This window comes from Pseudomonas sp. P5_A12 (genome assembly GCF_056400685.1).
In genome coordinates this window covers 20,538-34,091 of record NZ_JBFUKU010000029.1, presented here as the reverse complement: position 1 = coordinate 34,091, position 13,554 = coordinate 20,538, and the positions used below count along the sequence as shown (strand labels likewise).

Sequence of the window (13,554 nt, the reverse complement as noted above, 5' to 3'; positions counted from 1 at the left end):
GCAACGCAGTATGGCGACACCAGACGCCGCTAAAAAAYGAACAGTATYGGYGAGACAGGACACTGCAAGCGCAAATCAGCGCTTGAACGCCTTCACTTCAGCTTCACGCAGACGCGGGGCCAGTTTGTCGAGTACACCGTTGACGAACTTGTGGCCATCGGTGGAACCGAAGACTTTCGCCAGTTCGATACCTTCGTTGATCACAACGCGGTACGGCACGTCGACGCGCTTGATCAATTCCCAGGTGGACAGGCGCAGAACGGCCAGTTCAACCGGGTCCAGCTCTTCGATCGTAATGTCCAGGCACGGAGCCAGGGCCGTATCGATCTCGGTGCGGTGCGCCGGAACGCCGTGCAGGATGTCGTGGAAGTACGCGGCATCGACATCACTGAAATCGTTATCGACCCGGAACTGCGCTTCGATCTCGTTCAAAGACTGCTTGGCCATGTGCCATTGGTACAGCGCCTGAGTCGCGAGCTGACGGGCTTCGCGACGCTTGACGCTTTTCGATGGCTTGCCGGCATCCGCAGGCTTTGGATCGCGCGGGTTGAAACGATCGCTTTCGTCGCTAATCACTTGGCCTCCAACTGCGCCAGCAGGCTGACCATTTCCAGAGCGGACAGGGCAGCTTCAGCACCTTTGTTACCGGCCTTGGTGCCGGAACGTTCGATGGCTTGCTCGATGGAATCAACGGTCAGCACGCCGAAAGCGACTGGAACGCCGAACTCCATGGACACCTGGGCCAGGCCCTTGGTGCATTCGCCTGCCACGTATTCGAAGTGCGGAGTACCGCCACGAATGACCGCGCCCAGAGCGATGATTGCCGCGTATTCGCCCTTCTGAGCGACTTTCTGCGCAACCAGCGGAATTTCGAAGGCGCCAGGAGCGCGGATGATGGTGATGTCACTTTCGCTTACGCCGTGGCGAACCAGGGCATCCACTGCACCGCTGACCAGACTTTCAACGACAAAGCTGTTGAAACGGCCCACTACCAAAGCGTAGCGGCCTTTAGGGGCGATGAAGGTACCTTCGATGGTCTTCAGGGTCATTCGTTAGATCTCTTAAAGAGCCGGGACGCGTTTCTACGCGTCCCTCAGTGATTTTTTAGCCGCGAATCAAGGACTGGAAACAACCGGTCATTATTCGGAGGGCACGTATTCTACAACTTCCAGATCGAAACCGGATATCGCATTAAATTTCATTGGCGCACTCATCAGGCGCATTTTGCGTACGCCCAGGTCCCGAAGGATCTGCGAACCGGCACCGACGATGCTGTAGGTGGTCGGTTTTTTCACGGCCGCTTGATCAGCGGTTTCGCGAATGTGTGCCAGCAACACGTCGCCATCGAGCGGGTGACCAAGTAACAGCACCACACCGCTGCCAGCCTCGGCAACCGCAGCCATGGCGGCGCGCAGGCTCCAGCGGCCCGGTTGCTTGACCATCAGCAGGTCGCGCAGCGGGTCCATGTTGTGCACGCGAACCAGAGTCGGTTCTTCGGCGCAGACAGTGCCCAGGGTCAGGGCCATGTGCACGTCGCCTTCCACGGAATCACGATAGGTCACCAGGTTGAATTGGCCCAGTTCGCTGTCCAGTGGCTGCTCGGCAATCCGCTGAACGGTACGTTCGTGGATCATCCGATAGTGGATCAGGTCGGCGATGGTGCCGATCTTGATGTTGTGTTCAGCGGCGAACGCTTCCAGTTCAGCGCGACGGGACATGGTGCCGTCGTCGTTCATCACTTCGCAGATCACTCCGCTTGGTTCGAAACCGGCCATGCGCGCCAGGTCGCAGGCGGCTTCAGTGTGACCAGCGCGGGCCAGAGTGCCACCAGCCTGGGCCATCAGCGGGAAGATGTGGCCAGGGCTGACGATGTCTTCAGCCTTGGCGTCTTTGGCGGCGGCCGCTTGCACAGTGCGCGCGCGGTCGGCGGCGGAGATGCCGGTGGTTACGCCTTCGGCCGCTTCGATCGACACGGTGAACTTGGTGCCGAAGCCGGAACCGTTGCGTGGCGCCATCAACGGCAGTTTCAGCAGTTCGCAGCGCTCGCGGCTCATCGGCATGCAAATCAGGCCACGGGCGTGCTTGGCCATGAAGTTGATGTGCTCGGGCTTGCAGCACTCGGCGGCCATGATCAGGTCGCCTTCGTTCTCGCGGTCTTCGTCATCCATGAGGATGACCATCTTGCCTTGGCGGATATCTTCAACCAGTTCTTCGATGCTATTGAGCGCCACAAGGCACCCCCTTTCTTTGAAATTTGAGCTTCAGGATTTGAGGTAGCCGTTTTGGGCCAGAAAGCTTTCAGTAATGGTGCTGCCAGTCGTAGGCTCGGCGGCCTTGTCGCCCAGCAGCAGGCGCTCCAGATAACGGGCCAGCAAGTCGACTTCCAGGTTCACCCGGCGACCTGGCTGGTACGACGCCATGATGGTTTCGCTCAGGGTGTGCGGAATGATCGTCAGCAGGAACTCGGCGCCATCGACCGCGTTCACGGTCAGGCTGGTGCCGTCGACAGTGATTGAGCCTTTATGGGCGATGTACTTGGCCAGGTCTTTAGGGGCGCGGATGCGGAACTCAACGGCACGCGCATTTTCGGTACGGGTAACCACTTCGCCCACGCCATCGACATGACCGCTGACCAGATGCCCGCCGAGGCGAGTGGTCGGGGTCAGGGCCTTTTCCAGGTTCACCGGGCTGCCGCTTTTGAGGTCATTCATGGCCGTGCAGTCGAGGGTTTCGCGGCTGACATCGGCGGCAAAGCCGTTGCCAGGCAACTCAACGGCAGTCAGGCACACGCCGTTGACCGCGATGCTGTCGCCCAGTTTGACGTCGCTCAGGTCGAGCTTGCCGGTTGCTACGTGTACCCGCACATCTCCGCCTTTTGGGGTCAATGCACGAATACTGCCGATGGATTCGATGATGCCGGTAAACATGGAGCCCTCCTCGAGAACAAAGCCGTCTAGGCAGCGGCCAGGAATTATACGCTGGCGGCTGGCGAAGGAATGGCAGTGACCCGCCAGTCATCGCCAACCGCACGAATTTCGGTGATTTTGAGCTCGGGCGCATCCTTCATGTGCGCGAGCGGCCAGTCGAGCAGTGGCCGCGCCGAGGAGCCGAGGAACTTGCCGGCGATGAAAATCTGGAACTCATCCACCAGGCCTTGCTGAGCGAAAGCGCCGGCCAGTCGGGGACCGGCTTCGACCAGCACTTCATTGACTCCGCGATGGGCGAGTTCGATGAGCAACTGATGCAGATCGACCTGACCGTCAACGCCGGGCACGATCAGGCATTCCGGGCCGTTGGCGTACTGCTCCTCAACTGCTACGCAAGTGGCGACCAACGCCGGGCCGGACTTGAAGAACGGCGCATTCAGCGGCACCCGCAGACGACCATCGATCAGCACGCGCAGCGGCGGCCGGCTCATGGCCAAAGCGGTTTGCTCCGGGTCCAGGCCTAATTCGTCAGCACGCACGGTCAACCGGGCATTGTCCGCCAGCACCGTGTCGGCACCGGTCAGCACCACGCTGGCCTGTGCACGCAGGCGTTGCACCGCCGAACGCGCCGCCGGGCCGGTGATCCATTGGCTTTCGCCACTTTCCATCGCAGTGCGACCGTCCAGGCTCATGGCCAACTTGACCCGCACGAACGGCAAGCCGTACTCCATGCGCTTGAGAAAACCTTGATTGAGCTGGCGCGCTTCACCTTCCAGCACGCCGCTTTCGGTAGCGATACCGGCTTGGGCCAGGCGTTGCAGACCGCGACCGGCGACTTCCGGGTTCGGGTCCTGCATGGCCGCGACCACACGGGCGACCCCGGCATTCACCAGGGCATCGGCGCAGGGCGGCGTGCGGCCGTGGTGGCTGCACGGCTCCAGCGTCACGTAGGCGGTGGCGCCACGGGCCTCGTCGCCGGCGGCTTGCAGGGCGTGGACTTCCGCATGCGGTTCGCCGGTGCGCACGTGCCAGCCTTCGCCGACAATCTGCCCGTCACGCACGATCACACAGCCCACCCGAGGGTTGGGGTGGGTCGTGTAATGGCCTTTACGCGCCAGTTCCAGCGCGCGGGCCATGTAATGGGCATCGAGGATGGCAAGTTCTGCGGGCGTATTCATTCTTTCACCGGCTCACGGGCCAGGCGATCGATCTCTTCGCGGAACTCGTTGAGGTCCTGGAAGCGGCGATACACCGAAGCGAAGCGAATGTAGGCGACTTCATCGAGCTTTTGCAGCTCGGCCATCACCAGTTCACCGACCACGAGGGATTTGACCTCTCGCTCACCGGTGGCACGCAGTTTGTGTTTGATGTGCACCAGCGACGATTCGAGGCGCTCGACACTCACCGGGCGCTTCTCCAGCGCACGTTGCATGCCGGCGCGCAGTTTTTCTTCGTCGAACGGCTGACGGCTGCCGTCGGTTTTGATCAGGCGCGGCAACACCAGTTCGGCAGTCTCGAACGTCGTGAAACGCTCGCCGCAGGCCAGGCATTCACGCCGGCGGCGCACCTGTTCGCCCTCGGCGACCAGACGCGAGTCGATGACCTTGGTGTCGTTGGCACCGCAGAAGGGACAGTGCATGGTGGCAGGCAACAAAAAAAGGGAGGGCCATGGTAGCGCATCCCCGTGGCAAGACAAGCCATAGGGTTTGCGGTATACAGACGGCTATAGTGTTTGATCCATGGATTTCACCTCGCTGGAGCCGTAAATGTCCTTAAGACCGCTCGTTTTGCTCAGTCTTTTCAGCCTGCTGGTGGCCTGCAGCAGCGATGCGCCCCAGCCCCAGCCGCCGACGCCAGGGCCCGCCCCGCAGGCTGCGCAGAAAAAAGCGCAAGAGTCGGCCAACCTCGGACCGCTACCGGCGTATCAACGTGAATTGAGCGGTACCTTGCAAGGCGTGCCGGCCGGGGCCGAAGTCGAACTGGCGCTGCTGGTGATCGACGAAAAGGATCGCCCGCAACAATTGCTTGCCAGCTCCAGCCTGATCGGCACCAATCAAGTGCTGCCGTTTCACCTGCGCTTCAACCCGGAATCGTTCCCGTCYGGTGCCCGCGTTGAACTGCGCGGCCGTGCCAGCCAGTCCGGGCAGCTGATTTTGCATCTGCCGTCGCGGATCATCTCGCAGCCAACCACCCAGGCTTTGGGTCAGCTGCAATTTGTCAAAGCGCCATGAATGCACCGCTCGACCTGCAACAGGCCTTGGGTGAACTGCTCGGTGATGCGCAGCTTGTACCTGTCGCACTGCCTGAGACCGACCTGAAACTCTGGCTGATCGACGGCGACAACATGGACCGCGCGTTCAGCCCGGAGGAAACCCGGCGGATTCTGCATGAGCCGCCGTACTGGAGTTTTTGCTGGGCCAGCGGCCTGGCGGTGGCGCGCTATCTCGTCGAGTTCCCCGAGTGGGTCAAAGGCAAACGGGTGCTGGATTTCGGTGCCGGTTCCGGTGTCGCGGGGATTGCAGCCGTGAAGGCCGGTGCGCTGGAAGTGGTGGCCTGTGACCTCGACCCGCTGGCGATTGCCGCATGCCGGGCGAACGCGCAACTCAATGATGTCCACCTCACCTACTCGACCGACTTTTTCGCCGAGGCAGACCGGTTTGATCTGATTTTGGTCGCCGATGTGCTCTACGACCGGGCGAATCTGCCACTGCTCGATGAGTTTTTAACCCGAGGCAAAGAGGCGCTGGTGGCCGATTCTCGCGTCAGGGATTTTCGTCATCCGTTGTATCAGCGCATTGAAATGCTGGAAGCGATGACATTGCCGGATCTGGCCGAGCCTGAAGAGTTTCGGCATGTGAGCCTTTACCACGCCACCCGGTCATGATCGTTCCCACGCTCTGCGTGGGAATGCAGCCCCGGACGCTCCGCGTCCCTTCGTACGGCGTGACGCAGAGCGYCACTGGAGGCATTCCCACGCGGAGCGTGGGAACGATCAGTGCTCCGGCTTCCGGCCACCCCCCGCCAAGCCGTATAGTTGCCCCATTCACGCTTCCAAGAGATCCCCCATGAGTCAGGAAACGCCGTACATCTTCGACGCCACGACTGCTGATTTCGACCAGTCGGTGATAGAGAACTCCTTCCACAAACCGGTGCTGGTGGACTTCTGGGCCGAATGGTGCGCGCCCTGCAAAGTGCTGATGCCGTTGCTGCAGACCATTGCCGAGAGCTATCAGGGAGAGTTGCTGCTGGCCAAGGTCAACTGCGATCTGGAACAAGACGTCGTCGCCCGTTTCGGGATTCGCAGCCTGCCGACCGTGGTGCTGTTTAAAGATGGTCAACCGGTCGACGGTTTTGCCGGTGCACAGCCGGAATCCGCAGTGCGGGCGATGCTTGAGCCTCACGTTCAGATGCCGCCACCGGCCGCCGCCGACCCGTTCGAACAAGCTCAGGCGTTGTTCGAAGACAGTCGCTTCGCCGACGCCGAAGCCGTGCTGAAAGTGCTGCTGGGCGAAGACAATACCAACGCCAAAGCGCTGATTCTCTACGCCCGTTGCCTCACCGAGCGCGGTGAGTTAGGTGAAGCGCAAACCGTGCTCGACGCGGTCAAGAGCGATGAACACAAAGCGGCGCTGGCCGGTGCCAAGGCGCAGATCCAGTTTCTCGGCCAGTCCAAGGATTTGCCGGATGCGGCAGACCTGAAGGCACGCCTGGCGAAAAATCCGCAGGATGATGAAGCGGTCTATCAGCTGGCGGTTCAGCAATTGGCTCGCCAGCAGTACGACGCGGCGCTGGACGCGTTGCTCAAGCTGTTCATCCGCAATCGCAGCTACAGCGAAGGTTTGCCGCACAAGACTTTGCTGCAGGTGTTCGAATTGCTGGGCAATGACCACCCGCTGGTGACCACGTACCGCCGCAAGTTGTTCGCCGCGCTGTACTAAGCCGGTTCGATCCAACTGTAGAGCGGCGTATCACCGCCGCTCGACACCTTCACATCGGCGCTATGGCGCAAGCGCACCAACAAGCGCTTGCCCGACGCCGCGCTGCCGGTCAGAGCTTCCAGCTGATCGAGCAAATCCGGCCCGCTCAATTGCCCGGCCTTGCGCAACAGGTCCCTGGCGACCTGCCACAGCGCTTCATCCTGAGTCACCGGTTTGGCCGGGGCGACACTGGTTTCGGGCTTGCTTACCTGCAACTGCGCGCCGAGCCGTGCCCAATCGCCGTCATCCATCTCCAGCGTCAAATCCACCGGCCAGTCGCCGATGCTTCCGCGTATACGCAACATACCTCTGCTCCTGCACATTTCTGACCTGCATGCTCCCATGGGACTTGTGCAACGCCAAGTAGCCGGTCAAACTCTCCTCGCCAACGTTATAAGATTACATAACAAATACTTCATTTTACTTTTTGAGGACCCACCATGCGCCGTCTGCTGCTCGCTTTGCCGTTTGCCTTGTTGCCGCTCGCGGTCGCCCACGCCGCTGACGAACATGATCATGAACACGGCAGCCTCGGCGCCCACGAGCATGGCGTCAGTCGCTTGAACGCCGCTCTGGATGGCCAGACCCTGGAGCTGGAGCTGGAAAGCCCGGCGATGAACCTGGTGGGCTTTGAACACACCGCCACCACGGATGCCGACAAAGCCAAAGTCGCCACTGTGCGTGGGCAACTCGAAAAACCATTGGTGCTGTTCAACGTGCCAAAAGCAGCGGGTTGCGTGGTCGCCATGCAGGAACTGGAAAGCCCGTTGTTCGGTGACAAGCCGGACGCCGATGATCATGATGAAGACGCTAAAGACCCGCATCATCGCGACCACAGCGAAATCCACGCTCACTACCAATTCACCTGCGCAGCCCCAGGCGCGCTGAAAAACCTCGACCTGGCGAATATCTTCAACACGTTCCCGGCGACCCAGAAAATTCAGGTACAACTGATCAGCCCGAGCGGGCAGCAAGGTGTTGAAGTGACAGCCAAGGCGGCCGCCCTGAAATTCTGATCCACCGAAGATCCAATGTGGGAGCGAGCCTGCTCGCGATGAGGCCATAACATTCAGCATCTGTGTTGACTGGAAGGCCGCCATCGCGAGCAGGCTYGCTCCCACAGGTTTATCAACACCCATGAAATCGGCGCTATGACCCAAGCACTCATCGAACTGTCCGACCTGGGCTTCAGTTGGCCCGGCCACCCGCCGTTGCTGGACATCCCGGCGTTTCGCCTGGAACCTGGCGACACCCTGTTCCTCAAAGGTCCCAGCGGCAGTGGCAAAACCACCCTGCTCGGCCTGCTCGGTGGCGTGCAGAAGCCCGATCGAGGGAGCATTCGTCTGCTTGGCCAAGAGCTGACCGAACTGGGTGCCGGTGCGCGCGACCGGTTCCGCGTCGATCACACCGGCTATATCTTCCAGCAATTCAATTTGCTGCCGTTTCTGTCGGTGCGCGAGAACGTCGAACTGCCTTGTCACTTCTCCAGGTTGCGCGCCGAACGGGCGAAACAACGCCATGGCAGCGTTGATCAAGCCGCGGCCACCCTGCTCGCCCATTTGGGCTTGAAGGATGAAAGCATCCTCAGCCGTCGCGCCGACTCGCTGTCTATCGGCCAGCAGCAACGCGTGGCTGCTGCGCGCGCGCTGATCGGCCAGCCGGAATTGGTCATCGCCGACGAACCGACGTCAGCCCTGGACTACGACGCACGCGAAAATTTCATTCGCCTGTTGTTCGCCGAATGCCGTGAAGCCGGGTCGAGCCTGTTGTTTGTCAGCCATGACCAGAGCCTCGCGCCGTTGTTCGATCGAAACCTGTCGCTGGCCGAGCTCAATCGAGCCGCCACCCCGTCCGAGGTCTGAGATGTATTTGTTTCGTCTAGCCATGGCCAGTCTGGCTAACCGGCGCTTCACCGCGATTCTCACCGCGTTCGCCATCGCCCTGTCGGTGTGCCTGCTGTTGGCGGTGGAACGGGTGCGCACCGAAGCCAAAGCCAGTTTCGCCAGCACCATCAGCGGCACCGACCTGATTGTCGGCGCGCGCTCCGGTTCAGTGAACCTGTTGCTGTACTCGGTGTTCCGCATTGGCAATGCCACCAACAACATCCGCTGGGACAGCTTCGAACACTTCGCCAACGACCCGAAAGTGAAGTGGGCGATACCGATGTCCCTTGGTGACTCCCATCGCGGTTATCGGGTGATGGGCACCACCGAGGCCTACTTCGAGCACTACCAGTACGGCCATCAGCAACACCTGGAATTGGCCGACGGTCGCGCCTTTGCCACCGACCCGTTTGAAGTGGTGCTCGGTGCCGAAGTGGCGGATGCATTGCACTACAAGCTCGGCGACAAACTGGTGCTGGCCCACGGCGTGGCGGTGATCAGCCTGGTCAAGCACGACGACAAACCATTCACGGTGGTCGGCATTCTCAAACGCACCGGCACTCCGGTGGACCGCACGCTGCACATCAGCCTTGGCGGCATGGAGGCAATTCACGTCGACTGGCACAACGGTGTGCCGGCGCAAGGTAAAGGGCGGATCAGTGCCGATCAGGCGCGCAACATGGACCTCACGCCGCAAGCGATCACTGCGTTCATGCTCGGCCTCAACAGCAAGATTTCAACCTTTGCGGTGCAACGCGAGATCAATGAATTCCGTGGCGAGCCGATGCTGGCGATCCTGCCCGGCGTGGCACTACAAGAGTTGTGGAGTTTGATGAGCACGGCAGAAAAAGCCTTGTTTGTGGTCTCGCTATTTGTGGTGCTGACCGGGTTGATTGGCATGCTCACGGCGATTCTCACCAGCCTGAACGAACGTCGGCGCGAGATGGCGATATTGCGTTCGGTGGGCGCCCGGCCATGGCACATCGCAACGCTGCTGGTGCTGGAAGCGTTCGCCCTGGCGTTGTCCGGGGTGATTGCCGGCGTGGCATTGCTCTATGTGTGCATCGCCGCCGCCCAGGGTTATGTGCAAGCCAATTACGGTTTGTACCTGCCACTGGCGTGGCCGAGCGAGTATGAATGGACGCTGCTCGGTGGCATCCTGATCGCCGCTTTGCTGATGGGCAGCGTGCCGGCCTGGCGCGCGTATCGCCAATCGTTGGCCGATGGCCTGTCGATCCGACTATGAGGACGTTGAACATGCCCCACGCCTTGCTTGCGCTGCTGATGCTGGTCGCCCTGCCCCTGTGGGCGGCCGAGCCGAAAGACCTGACCTGGTCGGAAATGATCCCGCCGGATGCCGCGCCGGAAGTGCCGAACATGACGCCCCTGCACGACCTGTCGCAGATGAGCAGCACGCTGTCTGCCGAGTCGGCACCGGCCGCCAGACAAGACATGCCCAATGCCCCGGTGGTGAAAGGCCTTGATGGTCAGAACATTCGCCTGCCGGGCTACATCGTGCCGCTGGAAGTGAGTGAAGACGGGCGTACCACGGAGTTTCTGCTGGTGCCGTATTTCGGCGCGTGCATCCACGTGCCGCCACCACCGTCGAACCAGATCGTGCATGTGAAAAGTGAAGTCGGCGTGAAGCTGGATGAACTGTATCAGCCTTACTGGATCGAGGGGGCGATGCAGGTCAAGGCGTCGACCAGTGAGTTGGCGGATGCCGGATACCAGATGGAGGCGGACAAGATTTATATGTATGAATTGCCGGAGTGAATCCGGTATTTCTGTGTCGCCTATAAGATAGCCATCGCGGTGCGACGATTCGACTTGCCCGCGATGGGGTCCTCAAAAACACAAAAAAACCTCATTACCGTTTCATTGAGCTGAGTCAAAAGTCCGTAGCAAGCTAACTTGTACCATCGGTACAACGAAAATTTATTACGACCTTTGGAGTCTCCATGCACAAGTCCCTGCTCAGCACTTCGCTGTTGGCCCTCGCGCTCACAGCCCCCCTCGCCCACGCCTTCGAGGCTGGCGATATCCTTGTTCGTGCCGGCGCAATCACCGTCGACCCTAAAGGCGACAGCTCCAGCGTCAGAGTCGACCAAGGCCCGCTGGCCGGTGCAGACCTGGGTGGCGAAGCCACACTCAGCAGCGACACGCAGCTGGGTCTGAACTTCGCCTACATGTTCACCAGCCACTGGGGTATCGAGCTGCTGGCCGCCACCCCGTTCGAGCATGACGTGAAACTCAAAGGCACCGCCCTGGGCTCCGCGGCCAACGGTAAACTCGGCACCATTAAACAGCTGCCACCGACCTTGAGCGTCGTGTACTACCCGCTGGACCCGAAGTCCGCTTTCCAACCGTACCTCGGCGCCGGCATCAACTACACCGTGATCTACGACGAACACGTCGGCAGCGAAGCCCAGGCCAAGGGCTTCAGCAACTTCGAAGCAGACAACTCGTGGGGCATGGCGTTTCAGGTGGGTGCTGACTACATGATCACCGACAACATCTTGATCAACGCCCAGGTACGCTACATCGACATCGACACCACCGCGACCGTTGAAAACAACGCGATTGCGCCGGGCACCCGGGCTAAAGTCGATGTGGACGTAGACCCGTTCGTGTACATGGTGGGCCTGGGTTACAAGTTCTAAAATACGTTCACGTGGTGGTGAACCCGGCCTGTGTAAACATTGCCTTAGAAGCGAATACCGGCCACAAGAAAGGCGCCTTTCAAGGGCGCCTTTTTTGTGATCGCGAAAATCTCAGCGCCCCAACAACCGTGCCAGGCCAACACTCATGGGTGTCTGCGCAGGGAAGGTAAAGCGCTCCAGCAAGCGCCGGTTGTTCGCCCGCGAATGGCGGATATCGCCAGAGCGCGCCGGGACGTAGCTGATGGGCGGCAACTCGCCGATCACCGCTTCCAGCGCTTGTAGCAATTGTTTGAGGCTGGTCGCCTGGTTCCAGCCGACATTCACCGCACCCGCTTCAACTTGCGGCTTTTCGATGGCCTGCACCAGCAGCTCAATCAGATCCTCGACGTAGACAAAATCGCGCGTCTGCTCGCCATCACCGAACACGGTAATCGGTAGGCCTTGGCGCGCCCGTTCGCTGAAAATGCTGATCACCCCGGAATACGGCGAGGACGGGTCCTGACGCGGGCCGAAGATGTTGAAGAAGCGGAAAATCACCGGCTCCAGCCCATGCTGGCGACGGTAGAAATCGAAGTAGTGCTCGCTCGCCAACTTGTCCACTGCGTAGGGCGTCAAAGGCGCCTTGGGCGTGTCTTCATCGATCGACTCACCTTCGCCATTGTTGCCGTAAACCGCCGCACTGGAGGCAAACAGCACGCGTTTGACGCCGGCCTGGCGCATGGCTTCGCAGACATTCAGCGAACTGATGAAATTGCTCTGGTGTGTCTTCACCGGATCGGCCACCGAGGCTTGTACCGAGGCCACGGCGGCCAGGTGCGCCACGGCGCTGCAACCGACCATCGCCTGAGCCACCAAAGCAGCGTCGGCCACATCGCCAACGATCAATTCGAGGCGGGGGTTCTCCAGCGGCAGGTTGCTGCGCTTGCCGGTGGACAAATCATCGAGAATGCGCACCGAATGCCCTTTGGCAAGCAAGGCATCGGTCAGGTGCGAACCAATAAAACCGGCACCGCCAGTGATTAAAACAGGGCCGTCAGCCATGGCGATAAAACCTATCCAGTAGGCCCGGGAGTGCGGCGCGCCAGGCGCGAGGTTTTATCCCGAACGTGTGCAAAATTTTCTTGCAGGCCAGCACCGCGTGTTGCGGTTCTTCGGCGGCATCCGGACGCGTGGCATGCGCCTGGGCGGTCGGTGCTTCAATGGCCAGCGTATGCAGAAGGCGTGCTTCGGTCAGGATAGCCTGACCCAGTGCCAGCGGCGTGGTCGCCTCATGCCCGGCGTAATGATAGGTGCCCCACAGCGGCGCCGCACAATCGAGTTGTTTGAGCACCGAGATGATCACACGGGCGGCATCGTCGACCGGTGTCGGGTTGCCCCGGCGGTCGTCGGCCAACAGCAGTTCGTCAGGCGTCTCGGCCCGCGCGAGGAAACGCCCGAGCGTGCCGTCAGGACTGTCATCGAGTAACCAGCCGAAACGCAGCAGCACGTGCTGCGGGCAAGTCGCGCGAACGCTTTGTTCGATGCGCCACAACGACTGGCCGCGCAGTCCCAGCGGGACCGGTTCGTCTTTTTCGCTGTAGGCGGTGGCACGGGAGCCATTGAACACGCGATAGCTCGAGGGTTGCAGCAGAACGATGTTGTGATGCTGGCACAATTCTGCCAGACGCTCGACCGCACGCTCCTGCCCGGCCAGACGTTGCTCGCTGACCGCTTCCGCCTGAAACCAGTCGAAGTAGTAGGCGAGGTTGATCAACGCGTCCGGGCGGGTGTCGTCGAGCAGTTGCGTCAGGCTCGCGGCATCCCAGCCGTCTTGCGGGGGGCGGGGGGCGAGGAAGCCGATGTCTTCCTCCGCACCGAGGCGAATCAGCGCCTGCCCAAGGGCATTTCCGCCGCCCAGTAACATAAGGCGCATTCGCATAAAGTCAGCAGGCCCAGTCTGATTGGAACGATGGCTTTTATCGACACGGCCCGCGGGCAATGTCGTTGATAATTTCTGGAATCGTTGCATTTTGCGGGTTTAGTGCGCAACCGTCACCCGTAAAGTGTAGATCCCCAGAATCAATGGCGGTCTCTGTGGCGAAGGAACTTGCTCCCGCTGGGGTTG

17 protein-coding genes are annotated in these 13,554 nt (G+C 60.7%); 8 read left to right on the top strand and 9 right to left on the bottom strand.

Going from position 1 to position 13,554, the window contains the following annotated elements; genetic code table 11:
• Positions 1-75: 75 nt before the first annotated feature.
• From nusB to nrdR, 6 genes are all read right to left on the bottom strand, one after another.
• Positions 76-576 carry a transcription antitermination factor NusB gene (nusB, locus tag AC1DSG_RS06810; protein ID WP_007944234.1) on the bottom strand — a complete coding sequence of 167 codons (501 nt, stop codon included), beginning with the start codon at positions 574-576 and terminating at the stop codon, positions 76-78.
• Positions 573-1,049 (bottom strand): 6,7-dimethyl-8-ribityllumazine synthase, encoded by a 477-nt coding sequence (gene ribH / locus AC1DSG_RS06805; protein WP_003185938.1) that lies wholly within the window; start codon positions 1,047-1,049, stop codon positions 573-575. Before ribH ends, nusB begins: the two co-directional genes overlap by 4 nt.
• A gap of 90 nt (positions 1,050-1,139) precedes the next feature.
• Positions 1,140-2,231, bottom strand: coding sequence for a bifunctional 3,4-dihydroxy-2-butanone-4-phosphate synthase/GTP cyclohydrolase II (gene ribBA, locus AC1DSG_RS06800; protein ID WP_477790191.1), 1,092 nt, complete (start codon positions 2,229-2,231; stop codon positions 1,140-1,142).
• 30 nt (positions 2,232-2,261) lie between these two features.
• The gene (locus AC1DSG_RS06795) at positions 2,262-2,927 is read right to left on the bottom strand and encodes a riboflavin synthase (RefSeq protein ID WP_477790190.1); all 666 of its coding nucleotides are present in this window, start codon (positions 2,925-2,927) and stop codon (positions 2,262-2,264) included.
• 44 nt (positions 2,928-2,971) lie between these two features.
• Positions 2,972-4,105, bottom strand: coding sequence for a bifunctional diaminohydroxyphosphoribosylaminopyrimidine deaminase/5-amino-6-(5-phosphoribosylamino)uracil reductase RibD (gene ribD / locus AC1DSG_RS06790; RefSeq protein WP_477790189.1), 1,134 nt, complete (start codon positions 4,103-4,105; stop codon positions 2,972-2,974).
• Entirely contained in the window at positions 4,102-4,566 is a 465-nt protein-coding gene (gene nrdR / locus AC1DSG_RS06785; RefSeq protein ID WP_003228656.1) for a transcriptional regulator NrdR, read from the bottom strand. Before nrdR ends, ribD begins: the two co-directional genes overlap by 4 nt.
• Positions 4,567-4,693: 127 nt before the next feature.
• Here nrdR and AC1DSG_RS06780 point away from each other — a divergent pair, with 127 nt between their 5' ends.
• The 3 genes from AC1DSG_RS06780 to trxA all read left to right on the top strand — a co-directional run bounded on the left by AC1DSG_RS06780 (position 4,694) and on the right by trxA (position 6,865).
• Positions 4,694-5,158: a YbaY family lipoprotein gene (locus tag AC1DSG_RS06780; RefSeq protein WP_477790188.1), complete on the top strand. Its 465-nt coding sequence runs from the start codon at positions 4,694-4,696 to the stop codon at positions 5,156-5,158.
• On the top strand, positions 5,155-5,811 hold the full coding sequence (locus AC1DSG_RS06775; RefSeq protein WP_477790187.1) for a class I SAM-dependent methyltransferase: 657 nt from the start codon (positions 5,155-5,157) through the stop codon (positions 5,809-5,811). Before AC1DSG_RS06780 ends, AC1DSG_RS06775 begins: the two co-directional genes overlap by 4 nt.
• A gap of 181 nt (positions 5,812-5,992) precedes the next feature.
• Complete coding sequence (trxA, locus tag AC1DSG_RS06770; RefSeq protein ID WP_477790186.1) at positions 5,993-6,865, top strand: thioredoxin; 873 nt, start codon at positions 5,993-5,995, stop codon at positions 6,863-6,865.
• Here trxA and AC1DSG_RS06765 read toward each other — a convergent pair.
• Complete coding sequence (locus tag AC1DSG_RS06765) at positions 6,862-7,209, bottom strand: hypothetical protein (protein ID WP_477790185.1); 348 nt, start codon at positions 7,207-7,209, stop codon at positions 6,862-6,864. The genes trxA and AC1DSG_RS06765 overlap by 4 nt on opposite strands.
• Positions 7,210-7,344: 135 nt before the next feature.
• Here AC1DSG_RS06765 and AC1DSG_RS06760 point away from each other — a divergent pair, with 135 nt between their 5' ends.
• From AC1DSG_RS06760 to AC1DSG_RS06740, 5 genes are all read left to right on the top strand, one after another.
• On the top strand, positions 7,345-7,920 hold the full coding sequence (locus tag AC1DSG_RS06760) for a DUF2796 domain-containing protein (RefSeq protein WP_477790184.1): 576 nt from the start codon (positions 7,345-7,347) through the stop codon (positions 7,918-7,920).
• A 135-nt stretch (positions 7,921-8,055) separates the two neighbouring features.
• Positions 8,056-8,766 carry an ABC transporter ATP-binding protein gene (locus AC1DSG_RS06755; protein WP_477790183.1) on the top strand — a complete coding sequence of 237 codons (711 nt, stop codon included), beginning with the start codon at positions 8,056-8,058 and terminating at the stop codon, positions 8,764-8,766.
• 1 nt (position 8,767) lies between these two features.
• A complete protein-coding gene (locus tag AC1DSG_RS06750) occupies positions 8,768-10,033 on the top strand; it encodes an ABC transporter permease (RefSeq protein WP_477790182.1) in 1,266 nt (421 codons plus the stop codon).
• Positions 10,034-10,044: 11 nt separating this feature from the next.
• A complete protein-coding gene (locus tag AC1DSG_RS06745) occupies positions 10,045-10,563 on the top strand; it encodes a DUF3299 domain-containing protein (protein WP_477790181.1) in 519 nt (172 codons plus the stop codon).
• 185 nt (positions 10,564-10,748) lie between these two features.
• Complete coding sequence (locus AC1DSG_RS06740) at positions 10,749-11,450, top strand: OmpW/AlkL family protein (protein WP_477790180.1); 702 nt, start codon at positions 10,749-10,751, stop codon at positions 11,448-11,450.
• Positions 11,451-11,561: 111 nt separating this feature from the next.
• Here the strand turns inward: AC1DSG_RS06740 and AC1DSG_RS06735 are convergent, their stop codons facing one another.
• Together AC1DSG_RS06735 and AC1DSG_RS06730 are read right to left on the bottom strand one after the other, a co-directional pair.
• Positions 11,562-12,491, bottom strand: coding sequence for an NAD-dependent epimerase/dehydratase family protein (locus AC1DSG_RS06735; RefSeq protein ID WP_477790179.1), 930 nt, complete (start codon positions 12,489-12,491; stop codon positions 11,562-11,564).
• Positions 12,484-13,368, bottom strand: a complete 885-nt coding sequence (locus AC1DSG_RS06730) for a sugar nucleotide-binding protein (RefSeq protein ID WP_477790178.1) — start codon at positions 13,366-13,368, stop codon at positions 12,484-12,486. Before AC1DSG_RS06730 ends, AC1DSG_RS06735 begins: the two co-directional genes overlap by 8 nt.
• Positions 13,369-13,554: the final 186 nt, after the last annotated feature.